Source organism: Massilia phyllosphaerae, from assembly GCF_034659755.1.
Classification (GTDB): domain Bacteria; phylum Pseudomonadota; class Gammaproteobacteria; order Burkholderiales; family Burkholderiaceae_D; genus Telluria; species Telluria phyllosphaerae.
In genome coordinates this window covers 585,895-605,923 of sequence record NZ_JAXSQX010000001.1, presented here as the reverse complement: position 1 = coordinate 605,923, position 20,029 = coordinate 585,895, and the positions used below count along the sequence as shown (strand labels likewise).

Annotated in this window: 11 protein-coding genes and 1 pseudogene; 6 read left to right on the top strand and 6 right to left on the bottom strand. The window is 67.3% G+C overall.

Annotated features, from left to right (window positions below):
* Positions 1–10 precede the first annotated feature (10 nt).
* The 3 genes and pseudogenes from dnaE to U1H99_RS02680 form a co-directional block, all read right to left on the bottom strand.
* Complete coding sequence (gene dnaE / locus U1H99_RS02690; RefSeq protein WP_323140227.1) at positions 11–3,520, bottom strand: DNA polymerase III subunit alpha; 3,510 nt, start codon at positions 3,518–3,520, stop codon at positions 11–13.
* 126 nt (positions 3,521–3,646) lie between these two features.
* Positions 3,647–3,727: pseudogene (locus U1H99_RS30225) on the bottom strand (PEP-CTERM sorting domain-containing protein); the annotation flags it as partial.
* Positions 3,728–4,517: 790 nt separating this feature from the next.
* Positions 4,518–5,405: a MipA/OmpV family protein gene (locus U1H99_RS02680; protein ID WP_323140225.1), complete on the bottom strand. Its 888-nt coding sequence runs from the start codon at positions 5,403–5,405 to the stop codon at positions 4,518–4,520.
* 357 nt (positions 5,406–5,762) lie between these two features.
* Here U1H99_RS02680 and U1H99_RS02675 point away from each other — a divergent pair, with 357 nt between their 5' ends.
* Entirely contained in the window at positions 5,763–6,638 is an 876-nt protein-coding gene (locus U1H99_RS02675) for a sulfurtransferase (protein WP_323141198.1), read from the top strand.
* Positions 6,639–6,715: 77 nt separating this feature from the next.
* Here the strand turns inward: U1H99_RS02675 and U1H99_RS02670 are convergent, their stop codons facing one another.
* Genes U1H99_RS02670 through U1H99_RS02660 form a run of 3 tightly spaced genes read right to left on the bottom strand, consistent with a single transcriptional unit; the run spans position 6,716 to position 11,141 of the window.
* Entirely contained in the window at positions 6,716–8,065 is a 1,350-nt protein-coding gene (locus U1H99_RS02670; RefSeq protein WP_323140224.1) for a TolC family outer membrane protein, read from the bottom strand.
* Positions 8,066–8,070: 5 nt separating this feature from the next.
* Positions 8,071–9,393 (bottom strand): HlyD family type I secretion periplasmic adaptor subunit, encoded by a 1,323-nt coding sequence (locus tag U1H99_RS02665; RefSeq protein WP_323140223.1) that lies wholly within the window; start codon positions 9,391–9,393, stop codon positions 8,071–8,073.
* A complete protein-coding gene (locus U1H99_RS02660) occupies positions 9,390–11,141 on the bottom strand; it encodes a type I secretion system permease/ATPase (RefSeq protein ID WP_323140222.1) in 1,752 nt (583 codons plus the stop codon). The genes U1H99_RS02665 and U1H99_RS02660 overlap by 4 nt, the downstream gene beginning before the upstream one ends.
* Before the next feature lie 270 nt (positions 11,142–11,411).
* Here U1H99_RS02660 and U1H99_RS02655 point away from each other — a divergent pair, with 270 nt between their 5' ends.
* From U1H99_RS02655 to U1H99_RS02635, 5 genes are all read left to right on the top strand, one after another.
* A complete protein-coding gene (locus U1H99_RS02655; protein WP_323140221.1) occupies positions 11,412–12,254 on the top strand; it encodes an ABC transporter permease in 843 nt (280 codons plus the stop codon).
* Positions 12,254–13,501 carry an ABC transporter ATP-binding protein gene (locus U1H99_RS02650; protein ID WP_323140220.1) on the top strand — a complete coding sequence of 416 codons (1,248 nt, stop codon included), beginning with the start codon at positions 12,254–12,256 and terminating at the stop codon, positions 13,499–13,501. The genes U1H99_RS02655 and U1H99_RS02650 overlap by 1 nt, the downstream gene beginning before the upstream one ends.
* Before the next feature lie 7 nt (positions 13,502–13,508).
* The gene (locus tag U1H99_RS02645) at positions 13,509–15,209 is read left to right on the top strand and encodes an FkbM family methyltransferase (RefSeq protein WP_323140219.1); all 1,701 of its coding nucleotides are present in this window, start codon (positions 13,509–13,511) and stop codon (positions 15,207–15,209) included.
* The gene (locus U1H99_RS02640) at positions 15,197–18,208 is read left to right on the top strand and encodes a glycosyltransferase family 4 protein (protein ID WP_323140218.1); all 3,012 of its coding nucleotides are present in this window, start codon (positions 15,197–15,199) and stop codon (positions 18,206–18,208) included. Before U1H99_RS02645 ends, U1H99_RS02640 begins: the two co-directional genes overlap by 13 nt.
* 96 nt (positions 18,209–18,304) lie before the next feature.
* Positions 18,305–19,993 (top strand): histidine kinase famiy protein, encoded by a 1,689-nt coding sequence (locus tag U1H99_RS02635; RefSeq protein ID WP_323140217.1) that lies wholly within the window; start codon positions 18,305–18,307, stop codon positions 19,991–19,993.
* The last annotated feature ends 36 nt before the right edge of the window (positions 19,994–20,029 follow it).

The following is a 20,029-nucleotide window of genomic DNA, read 5'->3' as shown; positions in this document are numbered from 1 at the left end:
ACCAAGTCGATTAATACTCGACCGCGACCTCTTTCGCTCCCAACTGCATCTCGAGCGCATACTTCAACTCGTCCGACGGCGCCACCCGCCAGCCATCCCCCAGCTGCAGGGTGCACGGAATCCCCTGCGGCGTCACGCGCAGGCTGACCGGCAGGCCATCCTGCTGGCGATACGGCTGCAGCACCTCGGCCAGCTTGGCAGGGGCGATGGTGCACGCCACATCCATCTCCAGCTTGTGGCCATACTGGATGCGCGCCGCCGCGATGTCGAACACCTTTTCGGCGGTGATCCGCAGGCCGCCGTTGAAACGGTCTTCCGACACTTTACCCACCACCAGCAGGAACTCGTCCTCGCGGAAGATGTTCTTGTTCTGCTCCAGCAGCTCGTTGTAGACCGTCACCTCGACGGTGCCGGTCTTGTCGTCCAGCGAGACGATCAGGAGCTTGCCGCGCTGGGTCATCTGGGTGCGCACGCCGGTGATCACGCCGCACAGCATGCGCGGATCGCGCGACGGCTCCAGGTCCTTCAGCTTGGTCTTGGCGAAGCGCCGGACTTCCTGCGCGTAGGAGTCGAACATGTGGCCCGACAGGTAGTAGCCGAGCGCGATCTTTTCTTCCGCTAGCTTCTGGCGATCGGTCCACGGCGTCGCCTTGATGTATTCCGGCGGGGCGACCAGGTCGCTGTCGTCGCCGCCGAACAGGCTGACCTGGTTGGCGGCGGCCGCGGCCTGGCCGGCCGCTTCCATCGCAAAGCCCACCGACGCCAGCAGCACCGCGCGGTCGACGCCGAAGCAATCCATGGCGCCGGCGCGGATCAGCGATTCGATGGTGCGGCGGTTGATCTGCTTGCGGTCGACGCGCAGGCAGAAGTCGAACAGGTCCTTGAACTTGCCGCCCTCGGTACGGGCGGCGATGATCGCCTCGATCGCGCCCTGCCCCGCCCCCTTCACGCCGCCCAGGCCGTAGCGGATGTTCGAGACCGGCTTGCCGGTGACCGATTTCGGCTGGCCTTCCGGCGTGAAGCGGAACTGCGATTCGTTGACGTCCGGCGGCAGCAGGGTCAGCTTGCAGACGTCGAGCGCATCCTCGACCAGGATCTTGATCTTGTCCGTGTCTTCCATCGCCAGCGACATGTTGGCGGCCATGAAAGCGGCTGGATGGTGATGCTTGAGGTAGGCCGTGTGGTAGGACAGCAGCGCGTAGGCGGCGGCGTGCGACTTGTTGAAGCCGTAGCCCGCGAACTTTTCCATCAAGTCGAAGATCTCGTCGGCCTTTTCGGTCGACAGGCCATCCTTGGCGGCACCGGCGCGGAAGATCTCGCGGTGCTCGGCCATCTCCTCGGCCTTCTTCTTGCCCATCGCGCGGCGCAGCATGTCGGCGCCGCCGAGCGAGTAGCCGCCCACGATCTGCGCCATCTGCATCACCTGCTCCTGGTAGACCATGATGCCGTAGGTCTCGGACAGGATCGACTCGGTGCGCGGGTCCGGGTAATCGAATTTTTCGCCGTGCTTGCGCTTGCAGAAGTCCGGGATCAGGTCCATCGGACCCGGACGGTACAGCGCCACCAGCGCGATGATGTCCTCGAAGCGGTCGGGACGCGCATCCTTCAGCATGCCCTGCATGCCGCGCGACTCCAGCTGGAACACGGCCACCGTCTTGGCATCGGACAGCAGTTTATAGGAAGGCCGGTCGTTCAGCGGCAGCGACTCCAGGTTGAAGTCGGCGTCCGCCGGATCGAGCGCGCGGATGTAGTTGACGGCGCGGTCGAGGATGGTCAGCGTGGTCAGGCCCAGAAAGTCGAACTTGACCAGGCCGACGGCTTCGACGTCGTCCTTGTCGTACTGCGACACCACGCCGGCATCGCCGCTCTGCGAATACAGCGGGCAGAAGTCGGTGAGCTTGCCGGGCGCGATCAGCACGCCGCCGGCGTGCATGCCGACGCCGCGGGTGATGCCCTCGACCTGCTGCGCGAGGTCGAGCAGCTGCTTGACCTCTTCCTCGTTGTGCAGGCGCTCCTTGAGCAGCGGTTCCTCTTCGATCGCTTCGGCGATCGAGACCGGCTTGCCCGGCTTGAACGGGATCAGTTTCGAGATGCCGTCGCAGAAGGTGTAGCCGAAATCGAGCACGCGGCCGACGTCGCGGATCGCGCCTTTCGCGGCCATGGTGCCGAAGGTGGCGATCTGCGACACCGCGTCGCGGCCGTACAGGTCCTTCACGTGCTGGATGACGAGTTCGCGCTTTTCCTGGCAGAAGTCGATGTCGAAGTCGGGCATCGAGACGCGTTCCGGGTTCAGGAAACGCTCGAACAGCAGGTTGTACTTCAGCGGATCCAGGTCCGTGATCTTGAGGGCGTACGCGACCAGCGAACCCGCACCCGAGCCACGGCCCGGGCCGATCGGCACGCCGTTGTTCTTGCCCCACTGGATGAACTCCGCCACGATCAGGAAGTAGCCCGGGAACTTCATCTTGATGATGGTCTGGTTCTCGAACTCGAGGCGGGCGTCGTAGCGCGGGCGCTCCGCCTCGCGCTTTTCCGGATCCGGATACAACTGGATCAGGCGTTCTTCCAGGCCCTTCTTGGTCTCCGCAATCAGGAAGTCGTCGATGGTCATGCCCGGCGGCGTCGGGAAGTCCGGCAGCTGCGGCTTGCCCAGCGTGAGCGTCACGTTGCAGCGCTTGGCGATCTGCACCGAGTTGGCGAGCGCGCCCGGCAGGTCCTTGAACAGCGCGGCCATCTCGGCCTGCGACTTGAAGCACATCTCTTCGTTGAAGCGGCGCACGCGCTTGGCGTTGGCCAGCATTTCGCCTTCGGCGATACAGACGCGCGCTTCGTGGGCGATGAATTCATCCTTGTTGATGAACTGCACCGGATGGGTCGCCACCACCGGCAAACCGAGGCGCGACGCCAGCGCCACAGAATGGCGCACCTGCTGTTCCTGGTTGGGCTGGCCGGCACGCTGGATCTCGATGTAGAAGTGGCCCGGGAACATGGCGGCCCAGCGCTGCGCGCACGCTTCGGCCTTGGCCAGGTCGCCGTTTTCGATGGCACAGCCGATGTCGCCGAAGTGGGCGCCCGACAGGACAATGAGGGCATTCGCCTGCGGCACGTCCGGCTGCAGCGTCGAGGTGCTGGTGGCCAGCGCTTCCAGCCACTCGGTGCGGATCTCGGCGCGGCCCTTGTGCTGGTTGGTGAGCCAGGCGCGCGCCAGCAGGTCGCACAGCTGCAGGTAGCCGGTGTAATTCTTTGCCAACAGCAGCAGGCGCGACGGCTTGTCGCGGTTGTCGTCGTTGGTGATCCAGGCATCGACCCCGACGATCGGCTTGATGCCCTTGCCGCGCGCCGCCTTGTAGAAGCGCACCAGCGCAAAGGCGTTGGCCAGGTCGGTCACCGCCAGCGCCGGCTGCTGGTCCTTCACGGCGGCGGCCACCAGGTCGTCAATACGGACCAGGCCGTCGACGATGGAATACTCGGAGTGGACGCGGAGATGGGTAAAAGTTGGCAATGAGGTCGGGGAAGTCATCCTTTCATTTTACCGCGCCCGGGCGGGGACGGGAGCGCCGGCTTTCCGTTCGGAATGCCGGCGTGGCAAATCCGTCAAATGAAAAAGCCGGCCTTGCAAGCCGGCTCGTGCTGGTTTATAGCAGCCTTACGCCTGCTTGCGACGGCGGACGAAACCGAGGCCGGCGGCGGCCAGGCCGAACAGCGCCAGGCTGCCCGGTTCCGGCACGGCGTTGACGCTGATGGCGCCCACGTTCAGGCTGACGCCGTTGTCGATGTTGACGGTGCGGTAGCCGGCGCTGGTGATCGACGACAAGCCGCTGTCGCCCTTGATCGTGATATCGGCGCCGCTCAGGGAAGCGATTTCGTTCGCGGTCGGATTGACCCACAGGGACAGCGTGTTGTAGTTGCCGCTGCTGTTGCCGCTCTTCGACAGGTAGCCTACCAGCGCGTAACGGGTGCCGGCCACCAGGTTGCTGTTCGCGAGGAAGGTGCCGTCGGTACCGCCCAGGCGCACGAACAGGTCGTTGGTGGTGCTGCCATCGCCGCCATTGGCTTTCAGGCCGAAGCTCGGACCGGTCGAGCTGCCGAAGAAGGCGCCGAAGAAGTCGTTGTTGCCCAGGACGCCGCTGTAGGTGAAATCGAAATTGATGTACACGCCATTTGCTTCCGACACCGTCGGCATCTTGTAGTTTTCGACAGTATTGAGGGCGGTGGTGACGACATGGCCCGTCGTGTCGTTGACCAGCGAAATCGTGTTGGCATTGGCCAAGGTCGACGAAGCGAGCAGGACAGTGGCGAAGAGTACAGAAGTGGCTTTCATGAAGGATTTTCCCTAGGAATAATTAGTTTCCTTCATTCAGCAAAAATTATGCCATATAAATAATTCATTTGTATTTCAACTAGTTAATTTATTTAAATGCAATTTAGTTTTCTTATTGTAAATTTTTCCGACACGATGAATGGTCGACGGCGAGCATCCAGACACGGCCGTGCTCGCCGTTTCGCTATCTTTCGATTCAAAAGTAATAATTGATGGCCGCTCCCACGGTCCATTGGTTTTCATTGCCGCGCGTGCGCACGAGCGGGCTGTCGGCAGCATCGTTGAGCAGCCGTTCATAGCGTCCGGCAACCGTGACCGACCAGTGCGGATCGAGTTGCGATGTCAGCGACACCGGAATCCGGATCGACGTCAGCCCGCCTTCGGGACGGAAAGGCACCCCGCCCAGTTCCGAATACAGCGCCAGGTCGGCGCCCTGGATGCCGAAATAATGCTCGTTGAAATGGTCGCTTGAGAAGAACAGGCCGAACCCGGCCGAACCCAGCAACGGCTTGCCGCCCAGGCCCTGCGGGAAGGGGTAGAAGTAGGTCGCCCGAATATTGCCTACAGCGCCGGTGTACGCCGTGTTGGTGCTCCAGGCAGCGTCGCCGCTGAACACGATCTTGTGCATGGGATGATCGCCGGGCATCGGCAGGCTGTAGCTGGCGAAGACCCCGAGCTCGCTGGCAACCGGGAGCCGCTGCATGCGCCGGACGACTTCGTCGTCGACGTCGGTGTCGCGGCTCGGCCGCCCACGATAGGTGAAACCGGCACGCACCGTGCCCAGCTGCTGGAAGTTCTGTCCGACATAGCCCGGCACCACGTTGAGCCGCAGTTCCTGGCCGAGCAGTTCCAGCCACAAGCCGTTGCCGAGATTGACGTGCAGGAAGCCCGCCCCTTCGGCGTGATAATCCTCGGCACCGTAGAAGTCCGGCACGGCAAACGCGCCCGCCCCTATCATGTTCCTTTCGTCCGGCAGCTCGACCGGAATAACTTCCTGTGCCATGGCGCCGGCACTGCACAGCATGGCACAGCCGGCGGCCCAGGCGGCCCGCGTCCATCTCAGCGTCTTCTTCAGTGTGGTCATGATTGCCCCTTAGGAAACCGAAGCACCCACTGCGGGTGCCCCGTGCATGCAGTTCATCCTAGGGGCATGGGTTGGTGTCGATATTTGCGGCGAATCAGAGACGTTGGTGAACTTTTATGAAGGTATTCGCTCGTGGCGCTCCAGTACGCCGCAATCGCGCGCTGTCTTGTGGTACCACTGCCACGGTTTTTATTGCCGGATCGACTCGCCCTGCATGCTGGAGCGCATGCGGCGAACCCAGCTGCAATCGCTGCAAACGCGACGGTATTTGTATGGAATATGTCCCTGGCCGCTGACCTCGCGCAAGCCCTGACTTATAATAGCGGGCTGTCCGCCAGCACCTCATTTTCTTCCATCATGTACGTCAACATCGCCGCCTACAAATTCATCTCCCTCGACAACCTCGAAGAAATGCGCCCGCAATACCAGGCGCTGTGCGAGAAGCTTGGCCTCAAGGGCACGGTGCTGCTGACGCCGGAAGGGATCAACATGTTCCTGTCCGGCACGCGCGAGCACATCGACGACTACCTGGCCTGGGTCCGCAGCGACGTCCGCCTGGCCGACCTGGAGTGGAAAGAGAGCCTGTCGAACGAGCAGTCGCACCGCCGTATGCTGGTGCGCATCAAGAAGGAAATCATCACGATGCGCATGCCGCTGATCAAGCCGGAACTCGGCCGCGCGCCGTCGGTCGATCCGAAGACGCTCAAGCGCTGGCTCGACCAGGGCCATGACGACGACGGCGTCCCGGTCGTCATGATGGAAACCCGCAATGCCTTCGAAGTCGACGTCGGCACGTTCAACAAGACGCTGGACTACCGCATCGACAAGTTCACCGAATTTCCCGCCGTGGCGGCCGCCCACAAGGACGAGTTGCAGGGCAAGACCGTGGTCACCTTCTGCACCGGCGGCATCCGCTGCGAGAAGGCGGCGATCCACATGCAGAACATCGGCTACGACCGCGTGTACCAGCTCGACGGCGGCATCCTGAAGTATTTCGAGGAAGTCGGCGGCGATCACTACAACGGCGACTGCTTCGTGTTCGACTACCGTACCGCGCTGAACCCGAAGCTGGAGCCGACCGAAACCGTGCAATGCTTCGCCTGCCGCGCGGTGGTGACGCCGCGCCAGCAGCTGGCGCCGGAGTATGTGGTGGGGGTGTCGTGCCCGCATTGTGCGAAGCCGGCGGGTGAGACGGCGGCAGATGCGGATGCGGATGTGGCTGCGGCCCGGTAATCGATAACGTTCATTTTTTCGTTAGCGTGTAAACGTCGCCCCTGCGAAGGCAGGGGCGACGGCCAGCCGAGCTAGTGTTACTGGCTGAAAAACGCCGCCACCTCCCGCACACTCCCCCCATCCAGCGTCCCCGCCGCCGCCCGCAGCCGCAACAGGCCGATCAGGTACGCATAGCGCGCCTGCGCCAGGTCGCGCTGGCTCGTGTACAACTGCTGCTGCGCATTCAGCAGATCCAGGTTGATGCGCACCCCGCCCTGGATGCTCTTTTCGGTCGCCGTCATCAGCAGCTTGCCGGAGGCCACCGCCTTGTCCAGCGCCTCGATCTTGCGCACGCTCGACTGCACCAGGCTGTGCGCCTTGCGCAGCTCGACCAGCACCTTGCTGGTCCGGGCGTCGAGGTCGGACTGGGCGCGTCCGTAGCCGGCCGCCGCCTGGCGCGTGGCGGCACTCACGGCACCGCCCTGGTAGATCGGAATGTTGACCTGCACGCCGATCGCGCGGTTCACCGTGTTCTGGGTATAGGTGTTGATCGATTCCGCGTCGCCGCGGCTGTAGGCGGCGACCAGGTCCACGCGCGGATAATGGCCGGCGCGGTTCTTGTCGATCTCGAGGCGCGCGTTTTCCACCGCCAGGCGCGCGGCCGCCAGTTCCGGGTTGCGCTCGCGCGCGATCTTTTCCCAGGCTTCGAAACCGGACGGCTTGATGCCGGCCGGCCGGAAGTGTTCGCCCAGTTTGTCGAGCGGCCCCGGGTCCATGCCGATGATGCCGGCCAGGGTCTCGCGCGCGGCGACGGCATTGTCCTGCGCTTCGGTCAGCTGGGCCTCGGCCAGCTCGAGCCGGGCCTGGGTTTCCAGCATGTCGGTGCGGGTGCCCTCGCCTTTCTCGAACAGGCGGTCGTTCACGTGCATCTGCTCGACGTACATGTCGCGCGCCACTTTCGAGAGGGCGACCTGGTCGTCGGCGAACAGCGCATCCATGTAGGCGCTGGCCACGCGCACCGCGACGTCGTCGGTGCTGGCCTCGAAGGCCGCTTCGCCCTGCTCGGCCGCCACCTTGCCCTGGCGGTAGCGCGCCACGCCGTCCAGGTTCAGGATCGGCTGGCGCAGCTGCACGCCGGCCGAGCGGCTCAGGTAGTGCGGATGGGTCAGGAAGCGGGCGTCGCCGAGGCCGAGGACGTTCTGCTGCAGCGTGTCGACGTCGGCCACGTTGCGGCTCAGCGCATAGTTGGCCGACACGCTCGGCAGCAGGGCGGCGCGGCCGATCACGCGGTTTTCCTTGCTGGCCTCGCGGTCGTAATACGCCATCCGGTAAGTTGGATCGTTCTTCAGCGCAGCCTCGTAGGCCTGCTGCAGGGTGACGGCGCCGGCTTGGCCGCCCAGCAAGGTGGATAGCGCCAGCACTGCGCCAATCTTGAGTTTCAAATGCATCGTATTCACTCTTCGCTCAAGGCCGAACGGGCACGGTCCAGCACCGGCTTGAGCAGGTAATTCATCATGGTCCGCTCGCCGGTTTTCACGAACAGCTCGACCGGCATGCCGGGACGGATGTCCATCCTGTGCTCGGCCACCATGCGCGCGCCCTTGGGCGTCACCTTTACCCGCACCTTGTAGAACGCGGTGCCGCTGCGCTCGTCGACCGTACGGTCGGCCGCCACCTGTTCGACCACGCCGTCGATGTGCGGCGTGCGGTTGGCGTTGAAGGCCGAGAAAATCAGCTCGGTCTTCAAGCCCGGATGCACGCGGTCGACCAGGTTGACCGGCAGCTGGCCCTCGACCACCAGCGCGTCGCCGCTGGGCACGATGTCCATCATGCGGAAACCGGCCGGCACCACGCCGCCCGGCGTGAACACGGCCAGGCCGACCACGGTGCCGGCGGCCGGCGCTTTCACTTCCACATTGGACAGCTCGAACTTCTGCGCCTGCAGGCGTGCCCCCTGGGCTTCGGCTTCGCGCTGGACGTCGGTCAGCTGGGTGCGCACTTCCTTCTGGTAGTCCTGCAGGCGCTGGGCCTTGCGCAGCGTGAGTTCCGCCACCTGGCGCTGGGCGCGGCCGATGTTGCCGATGTCTTCCGAGATGGCGCCGCCCAGCTGCGCATAGGTGCGCTCCAGGTCGAGCAGGCGGTTGCGCGCCACGTAGCCCTCTTTTGCCAGGTCGCGCATGCCGGCCAACTGCTCCTTGAGGATGGCGACCTGCTCCTTCTTGCTGTCGCGCGACGCCTGCAGGCCCTGCACCTGCATTTTCAGGCCGGCGATGCTCTCGTCGACGCCGGCCAGCTCGTTCTGCAGCGAAGCCTGGCGCGAGGCCAGCAGCCCGCGCTGCAGGCTCATGATGCCGGCCACGCGCGGATCGCCTGCCCGCTGATCCAGCGCTTCAGGAAACTTGATCGATTTCGCGCCGGCCTGCTCGGCCTCCAGGCGCGCCTGCACCGCCAGCGCGGTCAGGTACTGGCTGTCGGTCATGTCGACCGCCGACTGGGCCACGACCGGATTCATGCGCACCAGCACCTGGCCAGCCTGCACCACGTCGCCGTCGCGCACCAGGATCTGCGCGATGGTGCCGCCCGCCTGGTGCTGCACCGCCTGGCGGTTCGATTCCTTGGCCACGGTGCCGCCCATCGGCACGCCCTTGTCGAGCGGCGCCAGCAGCGCCCACAGCAAGAATCCGCCGACACCCAGCAGGACGATCAGCCAGCCCATGCGTGCGTAGGCACGGGCGTCGGTGTTTACCTGGGGGACTTCGTTCGGTATCGCGTTCATTGCTTCGCTTCTCCAGTGGCGGCGGCCATCGGGGCACGCATCGCCTGGTTTTTGCCGGCTACCCTGGCGGCTTCCTGCACTGCGGCCAGCACCTGGCCGGTAGGGCCGAAGGCCTGCACCGCGCCGTCGCGCAGCAACAGCAGCTTGGTGGTGACCTGCACCGCGCCCGGGCGGTGGGTGATCATGACGATGGTCTTGCCGCGCTGGCGCAGGTCGGCCACCGCGCCCAGGAGCGCGGCCTCGCCGGCCTCGTCGAGGTTCGAGTTCGGCTCGTCCAGCACCAGCAGTGCCGGGTCGCCATACATCGCGCGCGCCAGGCCGATACGCTGCTTCTGGCCGCCCGACAGGCCGGCGCCGGCGTCGCCGAGCTGAGTGTCGTAGCCTTGCGGGAACTGCAGGATCATGTCGTGCACGCCGGCGCGCTTGGCCGCCTGCACCACCTTGGCGGCATCGACCTCGCCGAAGCGCGCGATGTTGTCGCTGATACTGCCGGCGAACAGTTCGATGTCCTGCGGCAGGTAGCCCAGGTGCGGTCCCAGTTCGGTCTTGTTCCATTGATGGACGTCGGCGCCGTCCAGGCGCACCTTGCCGATCATCGCCGGCCACACGCCGACTAGCAGCCGCGCCAGCGTCGACTTGCCGCAGCCGCTCGGCCCCAGCACGCCCAGCACGTCGCCGGGGACCAGGGCCAGCGACACGTTCTTCAGCACCGGGTTCTTGAGGCCGGGCGGCGCGGCGGTGACGTTGTCCAGTACCAGCGTGCCCTGCGGCGCCGGCAGGGCCATGCCGGCCGCGCGCGCCGGATTCGCGTCGAGCAGCGCCGCCAGGCGCGTCCAGGCGCTGCGCGCGCCGCTGACGCTCTTCCACACCGCGATCACCTGCTGCACCGGCTGCAGGGTGCGGCCGAGCAGGATCGAGGCGGCGATCATCATGCCCGGGGTGATCTTGTTTTCCAGGACCAGCAGCGCGCCCAGGCCCAGCACCAGCGACCCCATCGCCACCTGCACGAACTTGGTGACGGCGCCGATCAGGCCGGCCTTCTGGCTGGCGTCGGCCTGCAGGCCGAGGAAGGTGCCGTGCAGGCGGAACCAGCGCTGGAACAGGTGCGGCAGCATGCCCATCGCTTCGATCACTTCGGCGTTGCGCAGGTTGTTCGTGGCCAGGGTGCCCGCCTGGATCGCCATCGCGTTGGCCTGGGTCAGCGGCGCCCGGGTGACGCGTTCGTTGACGACCGCCAGCACCACCAGCACCACGGTGCCGGCCAGCGCGAACGCGCCCAGCACCGGCTCGAAGATGAAGATGACGACCAGGTAGATCGGGAACCAGGGCGCGTCGAACAAGGCGAACAGCGCATTCCCGGTAAGGAACTGGCGGATGCTGGTCAGGTCCGCCAGCGCCTGCCCCGCGTTGGCGCCGGCCTGCTTCAGGTTCTGCTCGAAGGCCGCGGTGTAGACGCGCTGGCCCAGGCGCAGGTCGAACTGGGCGCCGATGCGCACCAGCACATACGAGCGGATCAGTTCCAGGCCGCCCATGAACAGGTAGGCGCCGACGATCAGGAGCGTCAGCATCAGCAGCGTGACTTCGTTGCGGCTGGCCAGCACCCGGTCGTACACCTGCAGCATGTACAGCGAAGGCGCCAGCAGCAGCAGGTTGATGATCGCGCTGAACGCGCCGACCGTGAAGAACGTGCTTTTGAAAGACCGAAGCACCCGTTCGATCTCGCTCTTCTTTTCCAGCGATGTATTCATATGAGGGGGAGTGGGCCGGGCGGGCGGCCTCGATGACGAATCGTGATTCTGAGAAACTTATCCGCGCCAATTATGGACCAAAAGTGTCGCACCATGTGCCTGGTGTCACATTCAAACCGGGTGTTCAGTAGCGCAGGGGTCACATTGTTGCCATACCTTCAGCCTGCCGCATGGCCCGGGCTGGCGCAGCGCAAACCGTCGTCATGATCGGAGTGACTATCGCGTGTGCATAACGTAGAGTGATTTTTTCCCTAGCCGGCCCTGCCCGCCATGAACAACGACCTCAGCCGTGCTTTCCCGGCCGCCACGCTGCGCGGCCTGTGGACCTATCGCGATTTCGTGCTCGGCAGCGTGCGGCGCGAATTCGCATCGAAGACCAGCAACGCCGTGCTGGGCGCCTCGTGGTCGCTGCTGTCGCCGCTGGCCATGATCGTGGTGTACACCGTGATATTTGCGCAGGTGATGCATGCGCGCCTGCCCGGCGTCGACGCCGCCGCCGCTGAAAATGCCCCCTACGCCTACGGCATCTGGCTGTGCGCCGGCATCCTCGGCTGGAACCTGTTCGCCGCCATCGTCGCGCGCGCCCAGGGCATGTTCATCGAACAGGCCGGCCTGATCAAAAAGATCAGCTTCCCGCGCATCTGCCTGCCGGCAATCGTGGTGCTGAGTGCCCTGCTCGACTTCGGCATCATGTTCGGCCTGTTCACGCTGTTCCTGCTGGGCTCCGGCAATTTTCCCGGCTGGGTCTTCGCCGCGCTGGCGCCGGTGCTGCTGCTGCAGACGCTGCTGGCGATCGGCCTCGGCACCGTCGCCGGGGTGCTCAACGTGTTCTTCCGCGACGTCGGCCCGTTCGTGAGCATCGCGATACAGTTCTGGTTCTGGCTGACCCCGATCGTCTATCCGGCGGCGATCCTGCCCGACAGCGTGCGTGCGCTGCTGCTCGACTGGAACCCGATGGCGCGCCTGGTGGCGGCATGGCAGGACGTGCTGGTGGCGCACACGGCGCCCGACTGGGCCGGGCTGGCGCCGGTGGCGCTGCTGGCCATGCTGCTGTGCGTGCTGGCGCTGTACCTGTTCCGCCGCCGCGCCGGCGAAATGGCGGACGAATTGTGATGGGTGCGCTCACTGTCTCGGGCCTGGGCAAGGCCTACCGCCAGTACCCGGCGCGCTGGTCGCGCCTGCTCGAGTGGCTGCTGCCGGGCGCAGCGCCGCGCCATACGCTGAAGTGGGTACTGCAGGACGTCAGCTTCACGGTGGCGCCGGGCGAAGCGGTCGGCCTGGTCGGCATCAACGGCGCCGGCAAGAGCACGCTGCTCAAGCTGATCGCCGGCATCACGCAGGCCAGCGCCGGCAGCGTACAGCTACGGGGGCGCCTCGCCGCGCTGCTGGAACTGGGCATGGGCTTCCACCCCGACTTTACGGGCCGCCAGAACGCCGTCATGGCCGGCCAGCTGCTCGGCATGGGCGCCGCCGAGGTCGTACGCCTGATGCCGCAGATCGAAGCCTTCGCCGAGATCGGCGACTACATCGACCAGCCGCTGCGCGTGTACTCGAGCGGCATGCAGGTGCGCCTGGCGTTCGCGGTGGCCACCGTGCGCCGGCCCGACATCCTGGTGGTCGACGAGGCGCTGTCGGTGGGCGACGCCTACTTCCAGCATAAAAGCGTCGAGCGCATCCGCCAGTTCCGGCGCCAGGGCACGACGCTGCTGCTGGTCTCGCACGACAAGCAGGCGATCCAGTCGCTGTGCGACCGCGCGCTGCTGCTCGACGGCGGGCGCCTGGTGCGCATGGGCGCGCCCGAGGAGATCATGGATTACTACAACGCCCTGATCGCCGAACGGAAGAATCATCAGATGCGTGCCACCGTGCGCGTGATCGACACCCCTGCCGGCAAGCTGCAGACGATCTCCGGCACCGGCGAAGCCACGGTGGTCGACATCGCCCTGCTGGACGAGCACGGCGCACGCGTGGAAGTGGTCGACGTCGGCGCGCCGGTCACGCTGCGGGTGACGGTGCGCGCACATGCGACTATCCCGCGCATGGTGCTCGGCTACATGATCAAGAACCGCCTCGGCCAGCCGATGTACGGCACCAATACCCACCTGAAGGAACTGCCGCTGGCCGACGTCGCCGCCGGCGAGGACGTGGTGTACCGCTTCGCCTTCCCGATGAACCTGGGCCCGGGCAGCTATTCGGTGGCCACCGCCATCGTCAGCACCGAGACCCACCTCGTCGACAACTACGAATGGCGCGACCTGGCGCTGCTGTTCACGGTGGTGAACATGCGCCGCCCGTATTTCGAAGGATCGGCCTGGCTCGACCCGGCCATCGCCATCGAACGCACTTCCATCACCGCGTGAGCTGCGCATGCCTTTCCTGTCCTACGCCCAGAACAACGAAGACGTGCTGCTGTGGCGCGCCATCGGCGATGTCGACCCGGCGAGCGGCTTCTACATCGACGTCGGCGCCAGCGACCCGGTCGAGCATTCGGTCACCAAGGCCTTCTACGACGCCGGCTGGCGCGGCATCAACATCGAGCCGCTGCCGGCGCACGCCGCCGCCTTCGCCGAACAGCGCCCGCGCGACCTCAACCTCGCGATCGCCGCCGGCAGCGCCGAAGGCAGCCTGACGCTGTACGACGTGCCGGCGGTACGCGGCTGGGCCTCCCCGGACCCCGCGGTGGCCGCCATGCACCGCGCCGCCGGCCATGCCGTGGCCGAGCTGACCGTGCCGGTGCGTCCGCTGGCGGCGGTCTGCGCCGAGCATGTGCGCGGGCCGATCCATTTCCTCAAGATCGACGTCGAAGGCTTCGAGGGCGAGGTCTTGCGCGGCATGGATTTCGGGCGCTGGCGCCCGTGGGTGCTGGTGATCGAGGCGACCCTGCCCAACAGCCGCGCCACCTGCCACCAGGGCTGGGAACACCTGGTTACCGGCCACGGCTACCGCTTCGCCTGGTTCGACGGCCTGAACCGGTACTACGTGGCGCCGGAACACGCGGCGCTGCTGCGCCACTTCGGCGTCCAGCCGAACGTGTTCGACGACTATATTTCCTACCACCTCGAGCGCGCCTGGGAGGCCACCCGCCGCAGCCAACAGGCGCTGCAGGCCAGCGACGCCAGGCTGGACGAGGCGCTGCGCCGGGCCGATGCGCTCGCGCATGAACAGCATGGTGCGCAGGCCGAGGCCGAGGCCGACGCCGCCCGGGCCGCGGCCGCGGAAGCGCAGCGCGGCATCGCTGCGGCCCAGGCAGCCACCATCACGGCGCAGGCGGCCACGATCGGGGCGCAGGCCGGAGCCCTGCAGGCACGCAAGGATGCAACGAATGCATGGACCAGGACCACGCAAGCGCTGGCCGAAGCCGCCGCGGCGCGCATGGAAACCGTGCAGGCGCGCGATGCCGCCGCCGGCGCACGCGCCGAGACTGCCCAGGCACGCCACGCCGCCGCCGCGGCCCAGGCCGAGGCCGCGCAGGCACGTACCCACGCCGCCGCCGAGCGCGACCAGGCCGGCCGCATCCGGGCCGAGCTGGTCCGTGCCCACGCCGCCGGCGCCCGCGCCCATGCCGGGATCGCCGAAGCCCAGGCCGAGATCGCCCGGCTGCACGGCGAATACGAACAGGCCGTGGCCAATGGCCGCCAAGTGGCGGCGTGGGCGCACCACCTCGAACAGCGCCTGCTGGCGACCCTGGCCAGCCCTTCGTGGAAGCTGACCGAGCCGCTGCGCACGCTCGGCGCCTTTGCCCGGCGCCTGAACGGTGCCGGCCTGGCGCGCCGGACGCTGCAGCGCGTGGTGCAGCACGCAAGCACCAGCGAGCGGATGCGGCGCACCCTGATCCCGGTGCTGCTGCGTTATCCGGCACTCAACCGGCGCGTCTCCAGCCTGCTGCGGCGCGTCCGGCAGGCGCCGCCCGTCTCCACCGCCGCTTCCGCCGCACTGGCGGTGCCGGAAGACTTGCGCCACCTGCCGGCCTCGGCCCGCAGCGTGCTGGCCGACCTGCGCCGTGCGCGCGGCCGGCAGCGTCAGCAACAGCATCAGCAACAACAGGAAAGCAAGCCATGCGCATCGTGATCGACCTGCTGGACGGTCCGGATGCCGTCGATGCCGCCGCGCTGGCCCAGTTGCAGGCACTGGTACGCAGCGCCGCCGCCCACGACATCCGCCTGGCCCTGCCGGACGACCCGGCAGCCAGCGAGGCACTGGAGCGTGTCTTTGCCGGCCTGCTGCCGCGCACGCGCCTGCGCCCGTTCGCACTGCCCGGCGATGCCCGCCTGGCGCCGCTTCCGCCTTCGCTAACAACGCTGCTGCGGCGCCATGCGCTGGCCGGCCTGGCGCCGGACGTGGTGCTGGTGCCGCGCACGCCCCAGCCAGCGGACGATACGCTGCCCACGGTCGTCCTCGATCCCGAAGCGGACGCCGCCACCCTGCTGACCCGCCTCGCCGCCACCGCCGCCGAACGCGTGGCGCCCTCCACACCAGGCACCCGGCCGCGCCTGGCCTACGTCTCGCCGTTGCCGCCGGAACGCTCGGGCATCGCCGACTACAGCGCCGCGCTGGCCCCGGAACTGGCGCGCTACTACGATGTCGAGCTGGTGGTCGACCAGGCCGCTGCGCACGACGACGACGACGACACGCGCCCGCGCGATGCCCGCCTGGACGCCCTGCCGCGGCGCCCGGTCGACTGGCTCAGGCAGCACGCACACGACTACGACCGCGTGCTCTACCACTTCGGCAATGCGCCGATGCACAGGCACATGTTCGACCTGATCCGCGACGTGCCCGGCGTGGTGGTGCTGCACGACTTCTATTTCGGTAACGTGATCGATCATCTCGACCACCAGGGCTACCTGGCCCAGGGTTTCGTGCGCGCCCTGTACGAATCGCATGGCTATACCGGCCTGCTCGGCCTGCGCCGCGAGGGACGCACCCCGGCCGTGTGGGCCTGGCCGGTCAACCGCGGCATCCTCGACCATGCGGCCGGCATCATCGTCCATGGCGAGTATCCGCGAACCCTCGCGCGCCAGTGGTACGGCGCCGACGCCGCCGAAGGCTGGCGCACCATCCCGCTGCTGCGCGCCAGGCCGGCATCGCGCGACGCAAATGCAGATGCAGATGCAGGTGCAGGCGCGGATACGGACGTCGACGCCCGCAGCGAGGCACGCGCACGGCTCGGCCTCGGTCCCGGCGACTTCGTCGTGTGCAGCTTCGGCATGCTTGGCCCGACCAAGCTGAACAAGGAGCTGGCGGCGGCCTTCCTGGCCTCGCCGCTGGCGCAGGCGCCGCGCTGCACCCTGGTGTTCGTCGGCGAGAACGATCCCGGACAGTACGGCGCCGAGCTCGCGGCGGCGATCCGTGCGGCCGGCGCCGCCGGCCGGATCCGCATCACCGGCTTCGCCGCTGCCGCCACCTATGCCGACTGGCTGGCCGCCTGCGACGCCGCCGTGCAGCTGCGCCGCGCCTCGCGCGGCGAGACCTCGGCGGCCATGCTCGACTGCCTGCTGCATGGCGTGCCGACCATCGTCAACGCGCACGGCGCCGCCGCCGCGCTGGCCGACGACCTGGTGCTCAAGCTGCCCGACCTCCCGGACTCGGCCGCCCTCACCGCCGCGGTGGCGGCAGCGCTGGGCCGCCTGCACGCGGATGCCGCGCTGCGGGCCCGGCTGTCGCGCCGCGCCGCCGCCCACATGCAGGCCGAGCATGCGCCGCACCATGCCGGGCGCCAGTGCTTTGATGCGATCGAGCACTTCGCGCGCCATGGCGAACCCGCCGCCTACCGCGCACTGGTGGAAGGCGCGGCTGCGCTGTGCCCGGAGGATGCGCTGCCGGCGCTGGCCGCGGCCATCGCCTTCAACCGCCCTCGCCCAGGGCAGCGCCAGCTGCTGGTCGACGTCTCGGCACTGCTGCTGGACGACCTCAAGACCGGCATCCAGCGCGTGGTGCGCAGCCTCCTGCTGGCCCTGGTCGCCGAGCCGCCGCCGGGCTACCGGGTCGAGCCGGTGTTTACCCCCGGCGTCAACCGCGGCTATCGCTATGCCCGCCAGTTCGGCCTGGCGCTGGCCGGTGCGGCCGGCCCGGGGGCCAGCGGCGGCCTGGCGCTGGAAGACGCGCCGCTCGACCTGCACCCCGGCGACATCTTCTTCGGCCTCGACCTCTACCTGAGCGGCACCGCGCAGAACGAACAAGCCCTGCGCGCAATGCGCGCACGCGGCGTGGCCCTCCACTTCTGCATGTACGACGTGCTGCCGATGCTGCGCCCGGACGCCTTCCCGTTCGGCACCGAGCAGCACTTCGGCGCGTTCCTGCGCACCGTGCACCGCGTGGCCGACGGCGTGCTGTGCATCTCGCGCGCGGTGGCCGACGAGCTGGCCGGCTGGATCGAGGCCGAGGGCCTGGCGCCGCAGCGCGCCGGGCGGCCGCTGCAGCTGGGCTGGTTCCACCTCGGCGCCGACATCGATGGCGGCGCGCCCGCCCGCGGTCCGGCGCCGGCCAGCCCGGCCGCAGCGGCCGCTCTGGCGGCACTGGCGGCGCGCCCGACTTTCCTGATGGTCGGCACGGTCGAGCCGCGCAAAGGCCACGCCCAGGCACTGGCCGCGTTCGAGCTGTTGTGGGCCCAGGGCATCGACGTCAACCTGGTCATCGTCGGCAAGGAAGGCTGGATGGTCGAAGCGCTGATGCAGCGCCTGCGCAGCCATGCCGAACGCGACCAGCGCCTGTTCTGGCTGGGCGGCGTCGCCGACGAGGTGCTGCTGGCGCTGTATGCCGGCGCGTCCGCCCTGCTGGCGGCGTCCGAAGGCGAAGGCTTCGGCCTGCCGCTGATCGAGGCGGCGCGCCACGGCATCCCGATCGTGGCGCGCGGTTTGCCGGTGTTCCGCGAAGTGGCCGGCGACCACGCCCATTATTTCGAAGGCCATGGCGCCGCCGACCTGGCGCGCACGCTGGCGAATTGGCTGGCCCTGTGGCGTGCCGGCAAGGCGCCGTCATCGGCCGGCATGCCCTGCCTGGGTTGGGATGCCAGCGCGCGCCAGGCGATGGAGGCCATCGTCGGCGGCAATTGGTATCGCACAATCTGAGCCACACCCGTCCTTGGGTGCGCTCCCTAACATTGTGTGCCCCTCTTTCGCTACTACAATCATCCTCAATACACCCGCGGGGAAGATACGATGGTAATGGGTAGCAACAAGGAAGAAGGACTGGAAAAACAGCTCGATGAAAAGGGGGGCCAGAGCGCCGGCGTGCCCGCGTCCGGCGAAGTCGAAGGCAATGCCTACAGCCCGCTCGGCGCCCCGGGCGTCAAGCACTGGCAGGCCAGCTTCATCAGCCGCGAAGGCTTGCAGGACCGCAGCAATGTGTTTTTTGCGGCCGTCGAAATGACGCGCATGCCGATGGTCGTCACCGATCCGCGCCAGCCCGACAATCCGATCGTGTTCGTGAATGGCGCCTTCCTCGACCTCACCCAGTACAAGGAAGAGCAAGTGCTGGGCCACAATTGCCGCATGCTGCAGGGGCCGGACACCGACCGCCGCACCGTGGACGAGATCCGCAAGGCAATCGACGAACGGCGCCCGGTCTCGGTCGACATCCTGAACTACAAGGCCGACGGCACGACCTTCTGGAACGCGTTGTTCATGGGCCCGGTGTTCGATACGGAAGGCCAGCTGCTGTACTTCTTCGCGTCGCAGATGGACATCACCGAGCGCCGCAGCTCGCAGGACGCCTACCTGCAGGCGCAGAAGATGGAAGCGATCGGCCAGCTGACCGCCGGCATGGCGCACGACTTCAACAACCTGCTGCAGGTCATCAACGGCAACCTGGAAGTCGCAGTGGTCAGCCTCGACAACCCGGGCGCGGCGCGCGAGGCTTTGGTACGCGCCCAGCGCGCCGCCATGCGCGCCGGCAAGCTCACCCAGCAGCTGCTGACCTTCGCCCGCAAGCAGCGGCTGGAACCGAAACGCCTCAACATCAATTCACTGGTGGTCGAGTTTTCCGAAATGCTGGTGCGCACGCTGGGCGACCGGGTCGAGCTGCGCCTCGACCTGCGGCCCGGCCTGCCCGCCTGCCTGCTGGATCCCACCCACCTCGAGATGGCGCTGCTGAACGTGCTGATCAATGCGCGCGACGCCATGCCCGAGGGCGGCGAGGTCAACGTCGGCACCGCGATCGTGCGCGAGGAAGACCGCATCCACAAGCACAGGCTGCCGCCCGGTACCTACGTGACCCTGTGCGTGATCGACAAGGGCAATGGCATGCCGCCGGAAGTGCTGCGGCGCGCCACCGAACCCTTCTTCACCACCAAGGGTCCCGGCACCGGCCTCGGCCTGGCGATGGTGCATGGCTTCGTGCAGCAGTCGCGCGGCAAGCTGGAAATCGAAAGCGAACCCGGCAAGGGCACGACGGTCAAGATGATCTTCCCCGTGGCCGACAGCGCGGCCGATGCCGGGCGGGCAGTGCGCCAGCGCGACGCGTCGGGGCCGGCGGCGAGCGAGGACATGGCCGCCAACAAGCCGAGCGTGCTGGTGGTCGAAGACAACGACGACGTGCGCGAACTGGCCGTCAGCGTGCTGGGCCTGGCCGGCTACACGGTGCTGTCGGCCGCCAGCGGCGAGCAGGCGCTGGAACTGATCGAAGGCGGCGCCGAGGTCAGCCTGCTGTTCACCGACGTCATCATGCCCGGCGGGATGAATGGCCTGGAACTGATCGAGAAGGCGCGCAAGCTGCACCCGGGCCTGCCGGTGCTGGTCACCACCGGTTACATGGATGACCTGCCGGAGCGCGGCCGTTCGACCGACCTCAAGATCCTGGCCAAGCCCTACCGCCACGAGACGCTGCTGGAACACGTGCAGGCGGCGCTGAAGTAAACGAACAAGGGGCGCTGCGGCGCCCCTTTTTTGTAG